We start from the raw sequence: 22367 nt of genomic DNA, 5'->3' as shown, positions 1-22367 counted from the left end.
GCGCATGACTCCCGAGGCACTCGTACGCGATCACACGATCTACTCCTGTGTGATGGGCTCCCGGGCCTTCGGACTGGCGACGGAGGACAGCGACACGGACCGCCGCGGGGTCTATCTGGCGCCCACCCCGCTGTACTGGCGCTTCGACAAGCCCCCGACCCATCTGGAAGGGCCTGCCGACGAGCAGTTCAGCTGGGAACTGGAGCGTTTCTGCGAGCTGGCGCTGCGGGCCAATCCGAACATCCTGGAGTGTCTCCACTCCCCTCTCGTCGAGCATGTCGACGACACCGGTCGCGAACTGCTCGCCCTGCGCGGAGCGTTCCTGTCGCGCCAGGCCCATGTGACGTTCGTACGCTACGCGGACGGACAGCGCCGCAAGCTGGAGGCAGACGTACGGCAGCACGGGGCACCGCGCTGGAAGCACGCCATGCATCTGCTGCGGCTGCTGGGGAGCTGCCGGGATCTGCTCCGCACCGGCCGGCTGGTCATCGACGTGGGCGACGATCGCGAGCGCCTGCTGGCCGTCAAGCGCGGCGAGGTCCCCTGGTCCGAGGTCGAGTCCTGGATGATCCGGCTGGCCGAGGAGGCGGACACGGCCGCTGCGCGGACGCCGCTCCCCGAGGACCCGGACCGCGCCCGCGTCGAGGATTTCCTCATCCGCGCCCGTCGGGCGTCCGCCATGTGAGCGGCCTTGGGGAACATCGGTACAGCTTCTCCGCGATCCCCGGACCGGGGACGCCCTTGTTGGGGTCGTGGAGGCCGGTGAGCGGGCCCGTGAGGAGCAGAACCCTCACAGATGGTCGTTCATGAGAGAGGGCTACGGTTTCCTCCGATGTCCGCGGCGATGGCCAATCGGGAGGCTAGCCGGTGGCACGCGTGTGCGAGTTCGGGCGGGCGGAGATCGGTGAGTTCGGCATCGAAGGTGGCGAGGATCCCGGCGATGCCGGCCCAGGACCAGGCGCCGAGGGTGAGGCGGCAGTGCTCGGTATCGAGGTGTTCGACGACCGAGCCGCTTGGTGCCCAGCGGGCGACGATGCCGGCCGGCAAGTTGAGTCGGGCTTTGCCGGTGCACTCCCAGGCGGCGGGGGTGTCGCCGCGATCGTGACTGCTCATGACGAACTGAGCGAGGTCGTCGTAGGGAGGCTGGCGCGGACCGAAGCGGTGTGTCGTGGGGCGGGGGCGGAGCCGGTCGACACGGTGCACTCGCCACTGGTGGTCTCCGAGGTCGTAGGCGACCAGGTACCAGCGGCCGGCCCAGACGACCAGATGGTGGGGCTCGATGCGGCGGGCGGGCAGGAAGTCGTCGTCGCCGGTTTCGGGGCGTGAGCCGTCGGGGCGCAGCGTTTCGGTGACGAGTACGTGGCGGTGGCGCACCGCGGCCCCGACGGCGGTGAGCGCGGTCGTTTCGATGGGGGGTGTGGGGAACTCCCAGTAGTTCTGCAACCTGGTCAGGCGTAGGGATTTCATCGATTCCCGCAGCGCGGCGGGCATGGCCTGTTCCAGGGTGACCAGCGCCCGCGCTGCGTCGTCTCTCAGGCCGAACACCGTGCTGGGCGCGGTTTGCAGGGCCACCGCGACCGCAAGGGCCTGATCGTGGTCGAACACCAGCGGCGGGAGGGTGTGCCCTGCGCCGAGCTGATAACCGCCATCGGGCCCGTGGACGGTGGTGATCGGGTATCCGAGCTGGCGCAGGGTCTCGATGTCACGGCGGACGGTGCGCTCGCTGACCCCGAGCGCGGTGGCGAACTCGCGCAGGGGCCACAAGCGGCGCGATCCGAACAGGGACAGGAGTCGCAAGGCCCGTCGTGAGGTGTCCGCCATCGTTCCATCATCCCCGGTAGTGGCCACTCCGTGTCCACTACCGGTGTCACTGTTGAGTGCCCGTGCAGGCAAACAGTGAGGGAAAAGGACGGACAGGTATGCGTGTTGTCGTGGTCGGTGGCGGGATCGGTGGACTCGCACTGGGGGCGGGGTTGCGCCGCAGAGGGTTCGAGGTGGCGGTGTTCGACCGCGACACCGACGTGGCGGCGACAGGCGGTTACCACATCACCCTGGACGAGCGGGCCCAGTCGGCGCTGCGTGGGTTGGTGGCGCCGGAGATCATGCAGCGGCTGCTGGCGTCGGCGTCCGCGCTGCGGCTGCGCGACCGCGACGCGTTCTGGGACCGTCACGGCCGACTGCTCGGCCGCGGGCCGGATCTCAGCGGCGATTCCGGCATCGATGTCGATCGCATCACTCTGCGCATGCTGCTGGCCGAGGAGGTCGGCGATGACCTGCATCTGGGTCGGACGGTGTCCGAAGTCGGCCAGGGCGACGACGGCGCACCCCGAGTGCTGTTCGCCGACGCCGCACCTGTCCCGGCGGATCTGGTGGTGGGCGCGGACGGCACCCACTCCCTGGTTGCCCAGCACCTGGCGGGAGGCCGGACCAACAGCCCGGCGGGCATCATCGGGTTCTCCGGCCGTACCCTCCGCACGGATTTGAGTCCCGGTGAACAGCAACGGCTCGGACCACGATCAGGGCTGGCGATCGGCCCACGGGGTGCAGCGCTGTACGTCGGCTTCCTCGACCCGGTCGGCAACGCCACGCTCGACGCCCCCGAGCTGCGGATGTCCGTCACCACCGGTCCCACCTACATCTGGGGCGCCATGTTCCCCGAATCCCCCGCGACCGACTCCCTACGCGAACTGCGCGACGGCGAGTTGCAGGCCGCGCTGCTCGGACGGTTCCGCGAGCAGGGCTGGGCCGAGCACACGCTTGAAGTCATCGCCCGCGCCGACCCGCACAGCGTGGCCGCGTACCGCTTCAATGCCGCCTCGACCCGCGCCACCGAGCTCGCGCCATGGCCTGCGGGCCGCATCACCGCGCTTGGCGACGCCGTCCACGCGACACCACCCACCGCCGGAATGGGGGCCGGCGCGGCAATCCGCGATGCTGCCGCCCTGCTTCAGCACCTGGGCGACGTCAATGACGGCGATACGACGACAGCCGAGGCCGTGAGGCAATTCGAGGCGGGGATGCGCCGGCGCGGCAGCGAGGTCCTCACCCTTGCCATGAGAACGGTCCGCTTGATCCTGGCCACCGACACCACAGTCGGCGCCGCCGCTACCGCCGTGACCACCCCGATCCTGGCCGCTGCCGCCCGGCTGCGTCATCGATGATCAATGTCGGGTGAGCCGCGCGCTCGTCCTCGGGTCCGTCGTCATCGTCGGCCGGCTCCACCGCGCCCGGGTCACGCACACACGACGGGTCCTCGACGCCGAGCTGCGCAGCCAGGTGCTCGACCACCGGCCACGGCACCGTGAGGGAGTCCTCCAGGAACAGCCCCACGTAGCGGACTGTGCACATCTGGAGGGCAAGCCCCATGGGTGATGCTGGGTACGCCGTAACGCGATCAGGCCGCGGTCCACGTCGTCCAGGAAGAAGAACCGCTCCAGCTCCGGACGCGTGGGCTCCTCGGCGAACTTCCCGTACGCCTCAGCCCGCTCATCAGTGAGTACTCCACCGGCATGCCCGAACCGTAGCCAGGATCCACCCGGGATCAACGATCCTTCAGGGAACCCGAGTAGCGCAGACGATCACTGTGCCGGCCGACCGTGATCGTTCTCAGCGCCAACGGCTGTAACGATGTTTCCCGAGGCCGGTGAGGGTCAGCGCGGCTCCGGGCCGCGCGCGGCAGGCACGGCATCCGGTGACGCCAGGCGCACCCGCACGACGAAGTCGTGCAGTTCTTCGCGCACTCCCGGTTCCAGCGGCAGCTGCGAGTCGGCACAGGCAGAGTCGAGTACGCCGTGCAGCTCCTCGAAGTCCGCACGGACGGCCTCGGCGTCCATTCCCTGGGCCAGGCCGTGCTCCGCCGCGGTCTTCGCCTCGATCAGCTCGGGCAGGTACGCCGGTGCCTGAACCTCTTCCAGCAGGGTCGGCAGATGGGCCTGGACCTGCTGCGCCCGCATCAGATGTATTCCGGTCAGCAGCGCTCGGAACGCATAGAGCACCGGCTTCATTTCCCCGGTCTTCATGAACAGCCGCCACTGTGTGTTCGCGAACCCGCGGTAGTGGTGTGCATGGTGCCGGGTGAGTACTCCCGGAGCCAGCGCCACCAGCTCCGCGTGCTCCGGCGTCGTGTGCACCACCAGCGGCGACAGCAGCTGCTCCAGCACGTACCCGTTGCGCCGCAGCATCAGCCGGACGAACTTCCGCACATCGTGCGTGACCAGGTCCATCTCGGTGCCGTCCCGGTCCCACATCCGGGACCGGGTCTCCTCCGGTTCGTCCAGCCCGATGAGCCGCTCCACCGGGAGCACATGGACCCCCCGCAGGTCCACGTCGGAGTCCCGCGAGGGGAATCCGTAAAGGTGCGCACCGGAGACGGTCGCGAACAGCAACGGATCGGGCTGTTCGGCGACGACGGGCGAGAGGTCGGTACTCAGGGCATCCAGCACGGATCAAGCATCCCAGAGAGCCCCCAGCGTCAGCAGCTCGCTCCGGTACTCGATCCGTTCCGCCCATTCCTTGGGCCAGGCACGCGCCCCCAGGTGCGCCCCCGCGAAGGCGCCGGCGAGGCAGGCGATCGAGTCGGAGTCGCCGCGGGTGCACGCGGCGCGCCGCAGGGCCAGGAGGGGCTGCTCGGGGAAGAGAAGGAAACAGTGCAGCGCCGTCGCCAGGGCCTCCTCGGCGATCCAGCCGTCGCCGGTCGCGAGGCAGGGGTCGTTCTCCGGGTCCGCGTCGCGCTGCGCGGCGGCCAGTCGTTCCAGGGCCCGCAGGCACTCGTCCCAGCCGCGCTCGATGAAGTCCTCGGGCGTGGCGTCGTGCGCGTACGTCCACAGGTCGCCGAGCCAGCGGTGGTGGTAGCGGGAGCGGTTCTCGTAGGCGTACGAGCGCAGCCGGCCGACCAGACCCAGTGGCTCCGTGCCCTGGGCGAGCAGGAACACGGCACGGGCCGTGAGGTCGGACGCGGCCAGCGCCGTGGGGTGGCCGTGGGTGAGCGCGGCCTGGAGCTGAGCCGCGCCCGCACGCTGTCCTTCGCTGAGCCCGGGCACGAGCCCGACCGGTGCGACGCGCATATTGGCGCCACAGCCCTTGGAGCCGATCTGGCTGGCCTCCTGCCACGGCATGTCGCTGTCGAGCTTGTGGCAGGCGACCAAGCACGTGCGGCCGGGGGCGCGGTTGTTCTCCGGGGAGTGGTACCAGTCCACGAACTCCTCGCGCACCGGGCGCGTCAGCCGCAGCGGCGCGAGCAGTCCGCGGTCCATCGCGGTACGTATCCCGCGCGCGAGGGCGAGGGTCATCTGGGTGTCGTCGGTGACGATCGCAGGCTTGGGCAGCGGCATCTCGCGCCACGGCCCGAACTTGGCCAGGATCGACGGCACATCGTTGAATTCGGTGGGGAAGCCGAGCGCGTCACCGAGCGCCAGTCCGGTCAGGGTGCCGGTGGCGGCCTGCTTGGTGGCGGTCCTCGTGGCGGTCATGTCGGGCGCCGTCCTTCCGGTCGCAGGAGGGGAGGATGCAGGGCGTTCGCCGGCCCCGCACGGTAGAGCGCGGCCGGTTTCCCCCGGCCGCCGGTCAGGCGCGCGGCTCCCGCCATCGCCTCGACGAAGCCGGGCGTGGTGAGGACCTTGCGCCGGAAGTTGGGGCGGTCCAGCTCGACGCCCCAGACCGTCTCGTACACCTGCCGCAGCTCGCCGAGCGTGAACTCGGCCGGGCAGAAGGCGGTGGCGAGGCAGGTGTACTCGAGTTTGGCCCCGATCCGTTCGTGGGCGTCGGCGAGGATGCGGTCGTGGTCGAAGGCGAGCCGGCCGTGACTGCCGTGGGGCATCCACTGGGCGTGCGCGGCGTCACCGCCGCCGTGCGGCTCCGGCAGGTCCGGTATCAGCGCGGTGTACGCGACGGACACGACCCGCATCCGGGGGTCACGGTCCGGGTCGCTGTAGGTACGCAGCTGCTCCAGGTGGAGCGCGGCGGCCGTGCTCGCCGACAGGCCGGTCTCCTCGGCGAGTTCGCGGCGCGCGGCCTGGCCCGCGGACTCCCTCGGCAGCACGAATCCGCCGGGCAGCGCCCATGCGCCCTTGTACGGCTCCTGGCCCCGTTCGATGAGCAGCACATGCAGCTCGCCGTCGCGAACCGTGAAGACGGCGAGGTCGACGGTGACCGCGAAGGGAGGGAAGGCGCGGGGGTCGTAGCCGACGGGGTCGTCGCTCTCGGACATGTCGCTCACCGCCTCTCGGGAAGGGGGTCGGCGAAGTGCCAGCCCTCGGCGAGCAGGGCGTCGACTGCTGCGACGGCCCGGGACAGCCGTTGTTCGTGCGGGCCGCTCAGCGTGATGAACCTCCGTCCGGTACGGGCGAGCTGGGCGGCGAAGCGTGCGGTCATCCAGGGTCGCAGGTGCTCGCCGTCGCGCAGCCCGTCGTCCTCGAACGGTACGGCCCGGTGGTCGGTGAGCAGCCACAGATCACCGCGGCCGCGCGCCGCGATCTCCGCGACCTCGTCGTTGGGCCCGCCCAGGTATCTCTCGTGCCAGATGGTCGTCGCAAAGGCGTCGGTGTCGCAGATCAGCACGGGTGAGCCGATGCGCGCCGCGGCGTCCTCCCGTTCGGTCTGCCGTGCGGCGATCACCGGAAAGTCGTCGGTGGAGAACCGCACGTCGGACCAGCCGGCACCGGGCCGCACGGCACGCAGCCGGGCCAGCATGCGCTCGCTGAACTCCCTGCCGTACTCGGGTACGCAGCCGGTGCGCGACCAGACTCCGCCGCGTCCGCGGAAGTGTTCGGCGAGTGCCGTGGCCAGGGTGGTGGTGCCGGTCGACTCGGCGCCGATCACAACGACGCGGCGGGCGAGTGCGGCACGCACGGGCGGCTCCAGGAAGTCCCAGCAGCCGACGGGGTCCTTGCGCACGGCGGTGCCGGAGACCGGGAAGACGGTACGGCCGGGGTCCACGCAGACGGAGTCGGCGCGGAAGCGGCGGGCGAGTTCGTCCCCGTACGCCTCCGAGGTGAAGACGGCGTTCACCCGCTCCGGGACCGCCGCGCGGAACACCTCCATGTGGGCGTCCCAGACCGCCGGGTCGGTCAGGTCCACGGGGATGTCGTCGATGGCGCCCACCACCCGTACGCCGGGGTGCACTTCACTCATCCACGCCATGCGCTCGTCGAGCGGGATCGACTCGACGGACGCGGCACAGACGAGCACGGTGAGCCGGTCGCAGCGGTCGGCGGCGGTGCGTACGAGGTGGTGGTGGCCGGCGTGCGGCGGGTAGAACTTGCCCAGTACGAGGCCGTGCCGGTAGCGCTTCATGCCGTCGCCTCCACCAGCTGTCGTTCGCGCGCGGACCGGTCGCACGTCCAGTTGCGCAGGCCCTGTACGCAGAGGGCCATGAAGCCCACGTACAGCAGCGACGTGAGGTAGAGCCCCTTGTGGGCGTACAGCGGTACGTAGACGATGTCGGCCGCGATCCACAGCCACCACGACTCCAGACGCTTGCGGCACTGCCCGTATGTCGCCATGAGGGACAGAGAGGTGGTCAGCGCGTCCCAGAAGGGGACCGTCGAGTCGGTGGCGTGGTGCAGCAGCAGGGTCAGCCCGAGGGTCCCCACCACCCCCGCCGCGAGCAGCCAAGTCCACTCGATGCGCGTGGTACGGCGCACCGGGAGGGCGTCGGAGCCTGGTCCACCCCCGTGGGTCCAGGTCCACCAGCCGTACACGGCGAGGGTGATGAAGACGACCTGCAGCGCCGCGTCGGCGTACAGGCCGGCCTGGGCGAACAGCAGGACGAAGAGGGCGTTGTTGGCGATGCCGACGGGCCAGTTGGCGATGTGCTGACGGGCCACGAGCCAGACGCACAGCGCACCGCTGCCGAATCCGAGGACTTCGGTCCAGCTGACCGGTGTGTCGAGCAGCGTGAACAGCGGCCGCTGCAGTGGTTGGAGTACGTCTGCCAGGCTCACGCCCCGCCCCCTTCTTAAGAGTCACTCTGACTATAAAGGCGAAGGGGCGGGCGGGACAAGCGCGGAAGAGCCGCCGGCCGCCGCCGGAACCATCGCGGATGCCGCCATGAGTAGGCTGACGTGCCGCAGGGTGCGGGACGGCGTCCTTCGCTCCCGGCAGCCATGGTTCTTGTTCGAGCTCCTGGAAGGGATCCGGAATGAGCAGGCCCGTGCTGCACAGGCGCTTTCCCGGGCTGACCGCGTCGCTGCCGCACCTGGCGCTCGGCGACGGGCCGACGCCGGTGCGCGAGTTGCCGGGGCTCACGCGAGGAGTCCCGCTCTGGTGCAAGGACGAGAGCGGATTCGGCTCGGGAGGATGGGGCGGCAACAAGGTCCGCAAACTGGAGTGGATCCTTCCCGATGTACGGCGTAGCGGGGCGGGCACGATCCTCACGGTGGGCGGTCTCGGCACGAACTGGGGCCTGGCCACCGCCCTCTACGCACGGGACCAGGGCCTGCGGACCGCCCTCGCGCTGATCGACCAGCCGGTCGACGACCACGTCCGCAAACAGATCGAGCGGCTCCGGCGGTCGGGCGCCACCCTCCACTTCACCCGTACGAAGCCCCGGACGATCGCCGCCGCCCCGTGGCTCTTCCTGCGCCATACGGCACGCGGACGGCTGCCGTACTTCCTCCCGGCAGGCGGTTCCGCGCCGGTGGGTACGCTCGGTTACGTCGAGGCGGCCCTCGAACTCGCGGACCAGATAGCCGCCCAGGCGCTCCCCGAGCCCGCCCATGTGGTCACCGCGGTCGGCTCGGGCGGAACGGCCGCGGGACTCGCGCTCGGCCTCCGGCTGGCCGGACTGGAGCGCACACGGGTCGTCGGGGTCGTCGTCAACGACACACTGCGGCTCGACGCGGACGCCGTCGCCGCCCTGGCCGGAAGAACCGAACGGCTGCTGCGCGAGCGGGGAGCGGACATCCCTCCCGTGCGGATCGCGCCGGACGATGTGACGATGGTGCGGGACTGGCTGGGACCCGGATACGGACACGCGACGCGCAGGGCACTGGAGGCACAGCACCTTGCTGCCGGCACCGGCCAGTTGGAGCTTGAACCGGTCTACACGGCGAAGGCCCTGGGCGCCCTGCTCGACTTGGCGGCCGAGGGCCGCCTCGGCAGCGGACCCGTGCTGTTCCTCCAGACCCACGGGCCCCGGGACGTCGTCTGAGCCCAGGCCCGGGCGACGCACGGCGCTTGCTGCTTCCGCACCCGGGTGTCGGACACCCGCGCACCCCGGTGTCAGACACCCGCCAGGGCGTCCCGCAACCGCCGGGCCTGCTTGATCAGTTGGGACGACCCGGCCCGCTCGGCGATCGCGGTCACCTCGGGCACGTCACCCCGCGCACCCGATCCCTGTGCGCAGTCCGCGCCGATGGCCAGCAGCGCGCCGTGCCGCTGAGGGCTGGTGTGGGTCAGAAGCCCGGGAAGTGCGGCGGCCATGACCTCCCAGACCGGGCCGGTGCCACCCGGCGCCGCGGCCGCCGCACGGAGCGAGTCGGCCAGCAGCGGCACCTTCAGAGTCCCCAGACCCACCAGCTCACCGATCTCACGGCCGAGCAGCGCACCGTCCAGCCGGCCCCGGTCGGCGAGCAGCCCCAACGCGCGTGCGGCGGCCAGCCGGTCGCCCTCCGGCTCCGCGGCGAGTCCATAGGCCACGGCCAGATGCACGGCAGGCCCGGCCGGGCCCTCGCTCATGGCCAGCTCGGGGAGGAACTGCGGTGCACCGCAACCGTTCCGGTCGGCGACCGAGGCGACCTCGGCCAAGTGCCGGGCCGCCACGATCTCGGGGTGCCACGGCAGCACCGAGACCTCGTACGCGTCACGGCCCGACAGGCCCCCATGCGCACAGCCGATGTGCGGCTCGAACCTCCGGAACAGCGACCAGAAACGTCTGGGGAACTCACCGCGCCCCTCGATGGCCTCCGTCCCCACGAGGATGCGCCGTCCTCTGCGGGCACCCCAGCGCCTGCTGGGCCGCTCCGGCTCGCCGGCCTCCCGTTCCCGCGACCACGCCGGGTGTGGCAGTCCGCCCTGCCGCAGCCAGGCGACGACCCGAGGCCCCTCGGGAAGCTCCAGGGCCTCCGCCGCCCGCAGCACTTCGGGCCCGGGCGGACCGCCTCCGCAGCGCAGCAGCGCCAGGCCCAGGTCCGTCGGACCGGGACGCGCTCCCGCGCGCTCGTACTCGATGAGACGGGCGACGAGGTCGTACGCCTCCACGGCCCCGCCCGGCCGGCTCGGTTCCGACAGCAGGAACGGGACGGGATCGCCGGCCCGCAGCCTGCCGCAGATCTCGCTCATCCGCGCGCCGACGATGTAGGCCACGGCCTGGTGCAGGCACAGCTCGAGCCAGCCCCGCTCGCCGTCCTCGCCGGGCCCGTCGGCCTGCACGGGCTCCACGGCGCAGGACACCACGGCGCGCAGGAGGCGTCCGCCGGTCGGGCTCCGGCCGGCCCTCCCGCCGAGCTCCCCGAGAACGGGTCCGAGGGCGCGGGCAAGCCGGTCCCGGTCGCGATACGACCAGACCACCACGGAGTTGAGCAGCCGCTCGAACGTCGCGACGCCCGGGTCGCCCCGGCGGAGCAGTTCCGCGACCTCCTCGGCGAGTTCGCCGAGCGGCAATGCTGTGGACTTCCCCTCGATCATGTGCCGAAGGCTAGCCCGCGGCGCCGACAACGGTTCCCGGAGGCGGTGTTGGGCCTCGCGAGCCGCCCCACCCGTGCCCGCCGCAGGGCGACTGTCAGAGGCCGACTTCCTTCATCAGCATGCCGACCTCGGTGTTGGTCAGCCGGCGCAGCCAGCCCGACTTCTGGTCGCCCAGCGCGATCGGGCCGAAGGACGTGCGTACGAGCTTGTCGACGGGGAAGCCCGCCTCGGCGAGCATCCGGCGCACGATGTGCTTGCGGCCTTCGTGGAGCGTGACCTCGACGAGGTAGTTCTTGCCGGTCTGCTCGACGACCCGGAAGTGATCGGCGCGTGCGTACCCGTCCTCGAGCGGGATGCCGTCCTTGAGGCGCTTGCCGACCTCGCGGGGAAGCGGTCCCTGGATCGCGGCGAGATAGGTCTTCTTGACGCCGTACTTGGGGTGGGTGAGACGGTGGGCCAGCTCGCCGTGGTTGGTGAGCAGGATGATGCCTTCGGTCTCGGTGTCGAGGCGGCCGACGTGGAAGAGCCGGGTCTCGCGGTTGGTGACGTAGTCACCGAGGCACTGGCGGCCGTCGGGGTCCTCCATGGTGGAGACGACACCGGCGGGCTTGTTGAGCGCGAAGAACAGGTACGACTGGGTGGCGACGGTCAGGCCGTCGACCTTGATCTCGTCCGACTCCGGGTCGACGCGGACTCCCTGCTCGATCACGATCTTGCCGTTGACCTCGACACGGCCGGCGTCGATCAGCTCCTCGCAGGCGCGGCGCGAGCCCACGCCCGCGCGGGCGAGCACCTTCTGCAGCCGTTCGCCCTCCTGCTCCGCTCCCGGGAAGGTCTTGGGCGTCTTGATCTGGGGCTTGTTCGCGTAGCGCTCGCGGTTGCGCTCCTCGGTGCGGGCGTCGTACTCGCGGGAGCGGGCCGGGGCGGTGCGGCCTCCGCCACGCTGCGGAGACTGCTTCGGGCCGCCCTTGGCGCCGCCGCGGGCAGCCGCACCCCGGCCCTTCTTCGGCCCGTCGGCCGCCGAACCCCCGACGTCGTAGCGGCGCTCCTCGGGACGGGGCTTGCCCGCGCGCTTCTGCTTGTCGTCGCGAGAGTTACCGGCACCCCGGTAGTTGCCGCGTCCGCTGCTGTTCCTGCCGCTGCTTCGCATCAAAGTTCCGTTGGATTGTTCGGATGTCTGTCATCGTCTGTGTCCGGAGCGTCCGGATCGAACGACGGGACTCCTTCCTGGGTCTCGGCCTCGATCGCGTCCGCCTCGGGGAGGAACGGTGCCAGCTCCGGGAGCTCCTCCAGACCCCGCAGGCCCATCCGCTCCAGAAAGTAGTTCGTCGTCCTGTACAGGATCGCACCTGTTTCGGGTTCCGCGCCCGCCTCCTCGACGAGACCGCGCTGGAGGAGGGTGCGCATGACGCCGTCGCAGTTCACTCCGCGCACGGCCGAGACCCGGGAACGGCTGACGGGCTGGCGGTACGCGACCACCGCGAGCGTCTCCAGGGCAGCCTGGGTGAGCCGGGCCTGCTGCCCGTCGAGGACGAAGCGCTCGACGGCCTCCGCGTGCTCGGGGCGGGTGTAGAAGCGCCACCCGCCCGCGACGAGGCGGAGCTCGAAGCCCCGGCCCTGGACCGTGTACTCGTCGGCGAGCTCGCGCAGGGTGTCGGCCACCTCCCTGCGGGGCCGCTCCAGGACCTTGGCGAGGTGTTCCTCGGTGGCCGGCTCGTCGACGACCATGAGGACGGCTTCAAGGGCGGGCTTGAGGTCACTCATGGCTTCTCCTCCGGGTTCTCGGGGGCTCGGTCGAATTCATCGGTCACCCTCACCTGGGCGACGGCATCGCCCGCGGCCCAGGTGATGACCAGCTCCCCCAGGGCGTCCTCCTGGTCGAGGGCGACCGCCTTCTCACGGTAGAGCTCGAGGAGGGCGAGGAAGCGGGCGACGACGGTGAGGGTGTCGTCGACGCCCTCGGTCAGCTCTCGGAAGCTGACCCGCCCGCGCTCGCGCAGCATGCCCACGACCACCTCGGCCTGCTCGCGCACGCTGACGAGCGGTGCGTGGATGTGGTCCACGTACACCTGCGGCTTCGGCTTCGGCTGCATCGCCTTGACGGCGAGCCTGGCGAAGCCTTCGGCGCCGATGCTGATGACGACCTCGGGGAGCAGCTCCGCGTGGTGGTCCTCGAGCCCGACGGTGCGGGGGTGGCGTCGGGCCTCCTCGTCGAGGCGGCTGCTGAAGATCTCCGCGATCTGCTTGTAGGCGCGGTACTGCAGCAGTCGCGCGAACAGCAGGTCCCGCGCCTCCAGCAGTGCGAGGTCCGCCTCGTCCTCCACCTCGGCGGCGGGCAGGAGACGGGCGGCCTTCAGATCGAGCAGCGTCGCGGCGACGACGAGGAACTCCGTGGTCTGGTCGAGGTCCCAGTCGGGTCCCATGGCCCTGATGTGTGCCATGAACTCGTCGGTGACCTTGGACAGGGCGACCTCGGTCACGTCCAGCTTGTGCTTGGAGATCAGTTGCAGGAGGAGATCGAAGGGCCCCTCGAAGTTCGCCAGCCGCACGGTGAAGCGTCCGTCGTCGGCCGGGGTGGGATCTTCCGGGGACGTGCCTCCGGGGGCCACGTGCTCCGGGTCCCGCACCGGCGCGGTGCCGTCCGCCGTGGCCGTGGCCGTGTCCGCTCCGGCACCGGAGCCGGCCGATTCGCCCGGCCGGGCCGTCGGCCGGGCGGCGGGGGCTCCTGCGTCCGTGGCCATCTCGACGGCGACGGGGCTGGGATCGCCGGGCCTCGCGGAGGCCGACCGCCCTGTCGGGCCAACGGACTCCGGCGTTCCACGCAGCAGGGACGGGGATTCCTCCCCTGTCCGCGCGAGGTGCAGGGACGCGTCGTGCGTCTCCACGTGTCCGGGGCTCCCGCACACGTCCACGTCCGTCGCGGCTGCGCTCACCCGGGCGGGGCTCGTGTCCTGCGCCGGGAGGGCCGGTCGCTGCGCGGCGGGGGACGGGTGGGGGCCGGCCTCGACGTCTCCTGGGCCGGATGTCCCGGTGTCCGTGAGCGCCGAGGGCGTGGGGCCGGGGCCAAGGGACTCCGCCGTCCCGGGCGCCGCGCCGGGGGGCACCTCGGGCACCGGGGGCAGGCCGTCGGAACGCGGCCCGGACGCGCCCGGGCCGCGGCCCAGCACGCGACGGGGGGCACGCGGGGCGGGGGCGGAGGCGTCGTCGGTGGGGGGCATGGTGGTCCAGAGTGCGGAAAACGAAGGGGCGCGCGCAGGCTACCCCGTCAGCGGCCGCGAAGCCGTCGCACCAGGATGCTCGCGTCGCCCCGGGACTCCAGGTCCGCGAGTACGACGGCGACCGCCTCGCGCACGATGCGTCCGCGGTCCACGGCGAGCCCGTGCTCTCCGCGGAGCACGAGACGTGCGTGCTCGAGGTCCATCAGTTCCTCGGCCGAGACATAGACCGTGATCTTCTCGTCGTGCCGCTCGCGCCCGCTCGGCCGGCGGCTTGCCGAGGAGCGGCCCCGCCGCCGCGGCGCCGCCGCCGCGGGGGCGGCGGAGCCGGATCCGGGGGCGGCCGCAGCGCGGCCCTTCGCCGCTGCGGTCTGATCGGCCTCCGTGGCCGCGGTCCGGCTCCGCGGCTCGGCGGTCTCCGCCTCGTCCGCCGGGGAGTGCTCCTCAGCGGCGGAGGACGGCTCCTCCGCCGGAGCGGGAGCCTGGGCGGGTACCGGTACCCTCGCCTCCTGGCCGGCGCCGTTCGCCGCCCGCCTCGGGGACGACGACTGCAGCCCCATGCCCCCGGTCGTACGGAACAGCTCGTCGGCCCCGGGCAGACTCACTCGGCGTGACACCGGGCGAGCACCTCCCTGGCGAGCTGACGATAGGCGGCGGCACCGACCGAGTTGGACGCGTACGTCGTGATGGGCTCACCCGCGACCGTGGTCTCCGGGAAGCGCACCGTGCGCCCGATGACCGTGTGGTAGACGTGGTCGTCGAACGCCTCGACGACGCGTGCCAGCACCTCGCGGCTGTGGACGGTGCGCGAGTCGTACATCGTGGCGAGAATGCCGTCGAGCTCCAGGTCGGGGTTGAGCCGCTCCTGGACCTTCTCGATCGTCTCGGTCAGCAGCGCCACACCGCGCAGGGCGAAGAACTCGCACTCCAGCGGCACGATCACCTTGTGGGCGGCCGTCAGGGCGTTCACCGTGAGCAGGCCGAGCGAGGGCTGGCAGTCGATCACGATGTAGTCGTAGTCCTGCATCAGCGGCTTGAGAGCCCGCTGCAGTGTCGACTCGCGCGCGACCTCGCTCACGAGCTGGACCTCGGCCGCGGAGAGGTCGATGTTGCTCGGCAGCAGGTCCATGTTGGGCACGGCGGTCTTCAGCAGGACCTCGTCCGCGGACATGCCCCGCTCCATGAGCAGGTTGTAGACCGTGAGGTCGAGCTCCATCGGGTTCACGCCGAGACCGACCGACAGGGCTCCCTGCGGGTCGAAGTCGACGAGCAGGACACGCCGTCCGTACTCGGCGAGTGCCGCGCCCAGGTTGATGGTCGACGTCGTCTTGCCGACGCCGCCCTTCTGGTTGCACATCGCGATGATCTTGGCGGGACCGTGGTCGGTCAGTGGGCCCGGGATCGGGAAGTACGGCAACGGCCGCCCTGTGGGTCCGATCCGCTCACGGCGCTGGCGGGCCGCATCGGGCGCGAGTGTGGCCGCGTACTCGGGGTCGGGCTCGTACTCGGCGTCGGGGTCGTAGAAGTGCCCCTCGGGCACCTCGTCGTAGGCGGCGAAGTGGGTGGACTCTCGGCCACTCTCGTTGCCGGCCATGGCGTTCACGTGTTGGCCGTCCATCATCTTCATCGTGTGGGCTGTCGTCGTCATGTGCTGGTGGGTCGCGAAGGTTCGGACAGCGACAGAGCCGACAGCTTCGAGCCCGGACTCAGGACCGTGGTCCCGCGCGGGCGGTACCTCCATGCCCTCGGGGCATAGGGGGCGCATGCCTGCTTGACCACCCCCGGGAGAAAATGTCGACTCATTCACAAGTCGTCTTACCTCCTTGGACGTGACCAGGAAACTTATCGATTCGTCAGCGTGGCACCATGCCGACGGTTTGCGACTCTATGGCGTGTCACCGGTCCGCAGCAACACAATCCGCCGGACCCGGCCCGATGTGTCGGCGACCGAACACCCCGCTGTCAAGGGCGCGCAGGGGCCGGTCCGTGTGTTTCGCGGGTGTACGAAACGGCTAAAGAGTTACGTTCGAGGCGAGTTGAGCACGGACGGTGACGTGTCCGGACACACGTCCGGCCGGACCTTGCTCGACAAGGTCCGGCCGGATACGCGAGGTTGACGACCAGTATTGACTGGTTGGTCGCTTGTCGTCGCCGAACGCGTCAGCCGAGCAGCGCGCCCAGTTCGACGGACTCGAGGCCGTGCGCCTCGGCGACCTCCTTGTAGACGACCTTGCCGTCGTGGGTGTTGAGACCCTTGGCCAGCGCGGGGTCACGGCGCAGGGCCTCCACCCAGCCGTTGTTGGCCAGGGACACGATGTACGGCAGCGTCGCGTTGGTGAGCGCGTAGGTGGAGGTGTTCGGCACCGCACCCGGCATGTTGGCGACGCAGTAGAAGACCGAGTTGTGGACCGGGAAGGTCGGCTCGGCGTGCGTGGTGGGGTGCGAGTCCTCGAAGCAACCGCCCTGGTCGATGGCAATGTCGACAAGGACACTTCCGGGCTTCATCTTGGCGACGAGCTCGTTGGTGACCAGCTTCGGGGCCTTCGCGCCCGGGATCAGCACGGCGCCGATGACGAGGTCGGCCTCGATGACGGCCTTCTCCAGCTCGTAGGCGTTGGACGCGATCGTCTGCACCTTGGTGCCGAAGATCCTGTCGGCCTCGCGCAGCTTGTTGATGTCCCTGTCGAGCAGGGTCACATGGAAGCCCATGCCGACCGCGATCTGGGTGGCGCTCCAGCCGGAGACACCGCCACCGATGACGACAGCCCTGCCCGCGTGGGTGCCCGGGACACCGCCGGGCAGGACGCCACGGCCGCCGGCCGAGCGCATCAGGTGGTACGCACCGACCTGGGGGGCCAGCCGGCCCGCGACCTCGGACATCGGGGCGAGCAGCGGCAGCGCACGGTTCGCGGTCTCGACGGTCTCGTACGCGATCGCGGTGGTACCGGACTCGAGCAGGGCGTCGGTGCACTCACGGGAGGCGGCGAGGTGCAGATAGGTGAAGAGGGTCTGGTCCTTGCGGAGCCGGTGGTACTCCTCGGCAATGGGTTCCTTGACCTTCAGCAGCAGGTCGGCGGTCGCCCAGACCTCGTCGGCGGTGGGCAGGATCTGCGCACCGGCGGCGACGAACTCCTCGTCCGTGATCGAGGAGCCGACACCTGCGTTGGCCTCGATGAAGACCTGGTGGCCGTTGCGCACGAGCTCGTGCACGCCGGCAGGGGTGATCGCCACCCGGAACTCGTTGTTCTTGACCTCGCGGGGGATGCCGACCTTCACGTCGATCACGGTCCTTGGCTCAGGGGGATTTCTGGTGCAATTCCATACTTACCCGGATGCGCCCGGCGCAACGGATAGACCGGGGGGCGACCCGGCAGAGCCAGTCTAATGAAGGACTTCTCGCTGTCTAGCCTTGCAAAGCAAAATTCTCAGATGGAACCACTACGGATTTCGCAGGCCGGAAGAGTCGCGGTCAAGCAACTGCTCGGCAGCGGTGCGATGCAGTCGGGCCGCGGTCGGATCACCCAGACGCTCCAGCGTGTCGGCCAGCCTGAGCTGCAGCGCAGCCTGGAGTCGCACCTCTCCGGCCTGCCGTGCCCAGGCGACGGCCTCCTCACATGTGCGCAGGCATTCACGCGGCCTCCCTGCGTACTCCTGAACCCTCGCCACCTCGCCCAACGCCCGGGCGTGGGCGGGCAGATCGCCGAGCCTGCGGTATCCGGCCGCGGCGGCGCGCCAGCTGCGCAGAGCCTCGCCGTAACGGCCGGCATAGGTGTGCACGGTGCCGAGGCGGCTGTACAGCCGTGCCTCGTCGGCACGCTCGCCCCGGGCGAGACGCTGGGAGAGGGCGCGCCCGTACCAGTCGGCGGACCGCTGCCAGTCCTCGAGCTCCTGATATGCGCCGCCTACGGATTCCATCGCGCGACCCATGGCGTACGGGTCCTTTGCTCTGCGTCCGGCCTCCAGAGCCGATCTGTAGCGCAGCAGTGCGTCCTCGGCGCGGCCGGTCTGCGCATCCAGATCGCCGAGGTTGAGCAGTGCCGCGGCCTCCTCGCGGTGCAGCTGACGGCGCTCGGCGACACCGAGAACCAGCTGATGGAGTCCGTACAGCTCGGGCGCCGCCGCTTCCGCACCACGATGCGCGACCAGCGCGCGTACGAGTGCGGCGATCAGACGGCGGGCAAGGGTGTCGAGCTCGCCGTCGGCGACGGCGAGACGCGCCGACGCGGCCAGCATGGGGCGGCGGGCCAGCAACCATGCCCCTGCGGCCTCGGCGCTCGGGAAGCGCAGGGCACGCGGCAGTCCGGCGAGCCTGCGGCGGTCCGCCGACCCGTCGGGCTCGGTGACGGCCCGGCAGGACTGCAGGAGCCGTACGGTCCGCTCCAGCATCCGGGCCCGGGCCAGCTGGATCTCGGCGGGCCGGTCGTGGACCGTCATCAGCTCGTGCAGGACGGGGGCGAGGCAGCCGGGCACCTCGTACGGCTCGGCGTCCGCGCCCGCCCGCAGCAGCCCGAGCGAGGCGAGGTCCTCGAGTGTCGTCCGGGCGACCGAGAGAGAGCAGCCGGCCAGCGCGGACCCGGTCTGCTCGTCGATGAGCCCGGCGGGCGCGAGGGCGAGCATCCGCAGCGTACGGGCCGCGGGCTGCGGCAGCGATTCGTACAGGAGCCGGAAGGCACGGGCCAGCGGGCGGGCGCCGGCGGGCTGCTCGGGGTCGTCCGGGAGTCCGCGCAGCCTCTTCGCGGCGTCGGCGACGGAGGCGTTGGGGCGGGCCGCCAGCCAGCCGCCGGCCAGGACCATCGCAGCGGGCTGTCCGCCGCACTGCTCGACGAGCAGCTCCGCGGCCTGCGGGTCGACGGTGATCCGGACCTCGCCGGTGAAGCGGCCGAGCAGCTCGATCGCCGACTTCGGGTCCATCCCGCCGAGGGTGCAGGGACGCACGTCGGGGATTCCCGTGAGCGGACCCTGTGCGACCGCGAGGACCAGGCAGTCGGGGTTGTCGGGGATCAGGGGGTCGACCTGTTCTGCGTCGGCCGCGTCGTCGAGGAGCAGCAGGCAGCGGCGTTCGGCCAGCGCGTCGCGGACCATTCCGGTGAGTTCGTCCTGGTCCCCGCCGGGCGGGGGGACGATCCCCAGCGTGTCCAGCAGCTCGCCGGCGGTGCGCTCGGGGGGAACGGGAACGCCGCCCGGCTCGGTGAGCCGGGCCAGCAGCACCCCGTCGGGATAGTCGTCGGCCAGCTGCCGGGCCAGTTCGCCGGCGAGCGCGCTCCGGCCGGAGCCGGGCCGCCCCGCGATCAGCAGCACCCTGGCGCGCGGCGCCTTCCGCCCCGAGATGGTGTCGAGACCGGCCCGCTCGATGTCGGACCGCAGTGCCTTCAACTCGCGCTGGCGCCCGATGAATTGCCCACCCACACCGATGACGGTCCCATGCCCCGGACGCTCCGTCGCCGCGGGGGCGTCCGCCGGTGACGGGCGGCCCTGGGAGGAGGGACCGTTCGCATCCACCGACTGATCCCTCACGGGCCACGCTCCAGTCCGCCACCGCACGAGCCGAACCCGACGGGGTTCCCCGTGCGGGCGTTACGAGCGTAGGACAGTCAACTCGCCCGACCGCACCGGGCGCTGCGGCGCGTGGCCCCGGGTTCCCTCGATCGGATCAGCGGATCGTCGCACCGGGGACGGCGCGCGGAGCGCAGTGGGGGCGCGCCCGCACGCGAACACCGTGCGCCCGAGACGTGCCCGCACAGGAAGCCGTCCGCCGACGGGCACGACCCCGCGGCATCCGGTGTGCGGCTCCGGGTCCGAGGGCTCGGCAGACATCGTGCAGGCGTCCGCGAGCCCCGCGGGTCTGCGCAGCCCCCGGGCCCACAGGGTCAGGCCACGGCCCTTATGCGCCGAAGGGCCGTGCAGGCCAGGGCGCCTCCGCAGGGCGCAGGGACTCCACCCCGTCGCCCGCCAGCGCCGCCGTGAGTGACAGCACGCCCACGACCAGGCAGTTGTTGTGCAGCTCCCCTGCCAGAACACCCCGCACCAGGTCCTCCAGCGGCACCCGGGCCAGTTCCATGTCGGCCTCCTCCTCGGAGACCTGGAAGCGCTCGCCCTCGGCGGCGGAGAGATCGCGGGCGAGGAAGATCCGCACGGCCTCGTCACAGCCGCCCGGCGTGGTGTAGACGTCGGCGAGGACCCGCCAGTCGACCGCCTTGACGTGCGCCTCCTCGTACAGCTCGCGCTGCGCGGCGGTCAGCGGGTTCTCGCCGGGGACGTCGAGGAGGCCGGCGGGGATCTCCCAGAGCTTCTGGCGCACGGGGTGCCGGTACTGGCGGAGCACGAGGACGCGACCGGACTCGTCCAGGGCGAGCACCGCCACGGAGCCCGGGTGGACCTGGTAGTCCCGGCGCGCGACCGTGCCGTCGGGCATGACCACGTCGTCGGTGCGGACACTCGTCTTGTTGCCCTGGAACGGGGTCGCGGTCGCGGTGACCCGCCACTCCTCGGGGGTGTCCTTGATGGTCATCTACGTCCTCCCAAACGCCGGAACCGGGGCACGGGACCTCTCTCGGTCCGTGCCCCGGTCCACCGTAATGCCTTTGCGTTACTTGCCCGTCTTGCCCACTGCCTGCTGCCGCTCCACGGCCGCCTTCACCAGGCCCGCGAAGAGCGGGTGGGGGCGAGTGGGACGGGATCGCAGCTCGGGGTGGGCCTGGGTGGCGACGAGGTACGGGTGCACCTCGCGCGGGTACTCGACGTACTCGACCAGCTTGTTGTCCGGGGACGTGCCCGAGAAGACGATGCCGGCCTTCTTCTCCAGCTCCGCGCGGTAGGCGTTGTTCACCTCGTAGCGGTGGCGGTGGCGCTCCTCGACGTAGGGCTGGTCGTCGTACACCTCACGGACGATCGAGCCCTCGGCGAGCTTCGCCGGGTAGAGCCCGAGGCGCATCGTTCCGCCGAGGTCGCCCGCGCCCTCGACGTACGCCAGCTGCTCCTCCATCGTCGAGATGACGGGGTGGGCGGTGGCGGCGTCGAACTCCGTCGAGTTCGCCTCGGCGATCTCGGCCAGGTTCCGCGCGGCCTCGATCACGATGCACTGCAGACCGAGGCAGAGTCCCAGCAGCGGGACCTTGTTCTCGCGGGCGTACTGGATCGCGCCGACCTTGCCGCTCACACCGCGGTCGCCGAAACCGCCGGGGATGCAGATCGCATCCACGTCGCCGAGCTGCTTCGCCGCGCCCGCCGGGGTCCTGCAGTCGTCCGAAGCGACCCACTTGATCTTGACGCGGGCACGGTTGGCGAATCCGCCGGCGCGCAGCGCCTCGGTCACCGACAGATAGGCGTCGGGAAGGTCGATGTACTTGCCGACGAGCGCGAGGTTCACCTCGTGGTCGGGGTTGTGGACACGGTCCAGCAGGTCGTCCCAGATCGTCCAGTCGACGTCACGGAACGGCAGGTCGAGCTTGCGCACGACATACGCGTCCAGGCCCTCGGTGTGCAGCACCTTCGGGATGTCGTAGATCGACTTGGCGTCGATGGCCGCGACGACGGCCGCCTCGTCGACGTCGCACATCAGGGAGATCTTGCGCTTGATCGCGGTCGGGACGTCGCGGTCGGCGCGCAGGACGATCGCATCCGGCTGAATACCGATGTTGCGCAGCGCGGCGACCGAGTGCTGCGTCGGCTTGGTCTTCAGCTCGCCGGACGGGCCGATGTACGGGAGCAGCGAGATGTGCACGACGAAGACGTTGTCCCGGCCGACCTCGTGCCGGACCTGGCGGACGGTCTCCAGGAACGGCAGCGACTCGATGTCGCCGACCGTGCCGCCGACCTCCGTGATCACGACGTCCACGTCCTCCGTGGCCATACGGCGGATGCGGTGCTTGATCTCGTTGGTGATGTGCGGGATGACCTGGACCGTGTCGCCCAGGTACTCGCCGCGCCGCTCCTTGGCGATGACGGTCGAGTACACCTGACCGGTGGTGACGTTCGCGGAGCCGTCCAGATCCACGTCGAGGAAGCGCTCGTAGTGACCGATGTCCAGGTCGGTCTCGGCACCGTCGTTGGTGACGAACACCTCACCGTGCTGGAACGGGTTCATGGTGCCAGGGTCGACGTTGAGATACGGGTCGAGCTTCTGCATCGTGACCCGCAGACCCCGCGCCTTGAGCAGCGCACCGAGGCTTGAGGCGGTCAGGCCCTTGCCCAGAGAGGAGGCGACACCCCCGGTGACGAAGATGTGCTTGGTCGTCGTAGCTGTCGAGGATCGAGCCGGCATGGCCAAGAGGGGGCTCCCGTGGTCGCGAGGTGGTCGTGCGTACCGGCGAACCCACTGTGAGATCCGGAGAGACTCCCGGTGGTGCCGTCGCTGCGGTTCGGGGGTCTGCGCCCACCGGTCCACGGGCTACCAGGGTATCAGCGCCGAGGGGAGACTGCTTCCGGCCGTACAGGGCATCATGGCCATCACGGGCTTCTCCGGACTCACCCACCGCTCACCCGTTCGGCGGCACCGTATTGCCAGGAGCGTCGCGCGGATCACCGACGTGC

General features: G+C 71.0%; 18 protein-coding genes and 2 pseudogenes. 3 read left to right on the top strand and 17 right to left on the bottom strand.

Going from position 1 to position 22367, the window contains the following annotated elements; translation table 11 throughout:
* Window positions 1–4 precede the first annotated feature (4 nt).
* A complete protein-coding gene (locus AC068D_RS30625) occupies window positions 5–685 on the top strand; it encodes a nucleotidyltransferase domain-containing protein (protein ID WP_478826357.1) in 681 nt (226 codons plus the stop codon).
* A 119-nt stretch (window positions 686–804) separates the two neighbouring features.
* Here AC068D_RS30625 and AC068D_RS30620 read toward each other — a convergent pair whose 3' ends face one another.
* A complete protein-coding gene (locus AC068D_RS30620; RefSeq protein WP_478826356.1) occupies window positions 805–1821 on the bottom strand; it encodes a helix-turn-helix transcriptional regulator in 1017 nt (338 codons plus the stop codon).
* Window positions 1822–1919: 98 nt separating this feature from the next.
* On the opposite strand from AC068D_RS30620, the gene AC068D_RS30615 reads away from it, so the two are divergent.
* Entirely contained in the window at window positions 1920–3161 is a 1242-nt protein-coding gene (locus AC068D_RS30615) for an FAD-dependent oxidoreductase (RefSeq protein WP_478826355.1), read from the top strand.
* Between the two features lie 73 nt (window positions 3162–3234).
* On the opposite strand, the pseudogene AC068D_RS30610 reads toward AC068D_RS30615, so the two are convergent.
* The 6 genes and pseudogenes from AC068D_RS30610 to pnuC form a co-directional block, all read right to left on the bottom strand.
* Window positions 3235–3511: pseudogene (locus tag AC068D_RS30610) on the bottom strand (DUF4158 domain-containing protein); the annotation flags it as partial.
* 139 nt (window positions 3512–3650) lie between these two features.
* Window positions 3651–4442: a nucleotidyltransferase domain-containing protein gene (locus AC068D_RS30605; protein ID WP_478826354.1), complete on the bottom strand. Its 792-nt coding sequence runs from the start codon at window positions 4440–4442 to the stop codon at window positions 3651–3653.
* A gap of 3 nt (window positions 4443–4445) precedes the next feature.
* Window positions 4446–5468, bottom strand: coding sequence for an ADP-ribosylglycohydrolase family protein (locus AC068D_RS30600; RefSeq protein ID WP_478826353.1), 1023 nt, complete (start codon window positions 5466–5468; stop codon window positions 4446–4448).
* Window positions 5465–6205: an NUDIX hydrolase gene (locus AC068D_RS30595; RefSeq protein WP_478826352.1), complete on the bottom strand. Its 741-nt coding sequence runs from the start codon at window positions 6203–6205 to the stop codon at window positions 5465–5467. The genes AC068D_RS30600 and AC068D_RS30595 overlap by 4 nt, the downstream gene beginning before the upstream one ends.
* A gap of 5 nt (window positions 6206–6210) precedes the next feature.
* Window positions 6211–7290: an AAA family ATPase gene (locus AC068D_RS30590; protein ID WP_478826351.1), complete on the bottom strand. Its 1080-nt coding sequence runs from the start codon at window positions 7288–7290 to the stop codon at window positions 6211–6213.
* The gene (gene pnuC, locus AC068D_RS30585; RefSeq protein ID WP_478826350.1) at window positions 7287–7940 is read right to left on the bottom strand and encodes a nicotinamide riboside transporter PnuC; all 654 of its coding nucleotides are present in this window, start codon (window positions 7938–7940) and stop codon (window positions 7287–7289) included. Before pnuC ends, AC068D_RS30590 begins: the two co-directional genes overlap by 4 nt.
* Before the next feature lie 197 nt (window positions 7941–8137).
* On the opposite strand from pnuC, the gene AC068D_RS30580 reads away from it, so the two are divergent.
* The gene (locus AC068D_RS30580) at window positions 8138–9148 is read left to right on the top strand and encodes a 1-aminocyclopropane-1-carboxylate deaminase/D-cysteine desulfhydrase (RefSeq protein WP_478826349.1); all 1011 of its coding nucleotides are present in this window, start codon (window positions 8138–8140) and stop codon (window positions 9146–9148) included.
* Between the two features lie 71 nt (window positions 9149–9219).
* On the opposite strand, the gene AC068D_RS30575 is transcribed toward AC068D_RS30580, so the two are convergent.
* The 10 genes and pseudogenes from AC068D_RS30575 to AC068D_RS30530 form a co-directional block, all read right to left on the bottom strand.
* Window positions 9220–10623 (bottom strand): DUF7824 domain-containing protein, encoded by a 1404-nt coding sequence (locus tag AC068D_RS30575; protein WP_478826348.1) that lies wholly within the window; start codon window positions 10621–10623, stop codon window positions 9220–9222.
* Window positions 10624–10717: 94 nt separating this feature from the next.
* Entirely contained in the window at window positions 10718–11773 is a 1056-nt protein-coding gene (locus AC068D_RS30570; protein ID WP_478826347.1) for a pseudouridine synthase, read from the bottom strand.
* Window positions 11773–12387 carry an SMC-Scp complex subunit ScpB gene (gene scpB / locus AC068D_RS30565; protein ID WP_478826346.1) on the bottom strand — a complete coding sequence of 205 codons (615 nt, stop codon included), beginning with the start codon at window positions 12385–12387 and terminating at the stop codon, window positions 11773–11775. The genes AC068D_RS30570 and scpB overlap by 1 nt, the downstream gene beginning before the upstream one ends.
* Window positions 12384–13508 (bottom strand): segregation and condensation protein A, encoded by a 1125-nt coding sequence (locus AC068D_RS30560; RefSeq protein ID WP_478826345.1) that lies wholly within the window; start codon window positions 13506–13508, stop codon window positions 12384–12386. Before AC068D_RS30560 ends, scpB begins: the two co-directional genes overlap by 4 nt.
* A gap of 380 nt (window positions 13509–13888) precedes the next feature.
* Window positions 13889–14455 carry a hypothetical protein gene (locus AC068D_RS30555; RefSeq protein ID WP_478826344.1) on the bottom strand — a complete coding sequence of 189 codons (567 nt, stop codon included), beginning with the start codon at window positions 14453–14455 and terminating at the stop codon, window positions 13889–13891.
* Window positions 14440–15579, bottom strand: coding sequence for a ParA family protein (locus tag AC068D_RS30550; RefSeq protein ID WP_478826343.1), 1140 nt, complete (start codon window positions 15577–15579; stop codon window positions 14440–14442). Before AC068D_RS30550 ends, AC068D_RS30555 begins: the two co-directional genes overlap by 16 nt.
* A 419-nt stretch (window positions 15580–15998) precedes the next feature.
* Window positions 15999–17114 carry an alanine dehydrogenase gene (ald, locus tag AC068D_RS30545; protein WP_478826478.1) on the bottom strand — a complete coding sequence of 372 codons (1116 nt, stop codon included), beginning with the start codon at window positions 17112–17114 and terminating at the stop codon, window positions 15999–16001.
* Between the two features lie 149 nt (window positions 17115–17263).
* Window positions 17264–19250 (bottom strand): annotated as a pseudogene (locus tag AC068D_RS30540) (hypothetical protein).
* Window positions 19251–19719: 469 nt separating this feature from the next.
* Window positions 19720–20346, bottom strand: coding sequence for an NUDIX domain-containing protein (locus AC068D_RS30535; protein WP_478826342.1), 627 nt, complete (start codon window positions 20344–20346; stop codon window positions 19720–19722).
* A gap of 78 nt (window positions 20347–20424) precedes the next feature.
* Window positions 20425–22098, bottom strand: coding sequence for a CTP synthase (locus tag AC068D_RS30530; RefSeq protein ID WP_478826341.1), 1674 nt, complete (start codon window positions 22096–22098; stop codon window positions 20425–20427).
* Window positions 22099–22367 lie beyond the last annotated feature (269 nt).

The organism is Streptomyces sp. NPDC043861 (assembly GCF_056435905.1).
The sequence above is the reverse complement of the archived record's forward strand: the minus strand, read 5'-3'. Positions and strand labels throughout refer to the sequence as shown.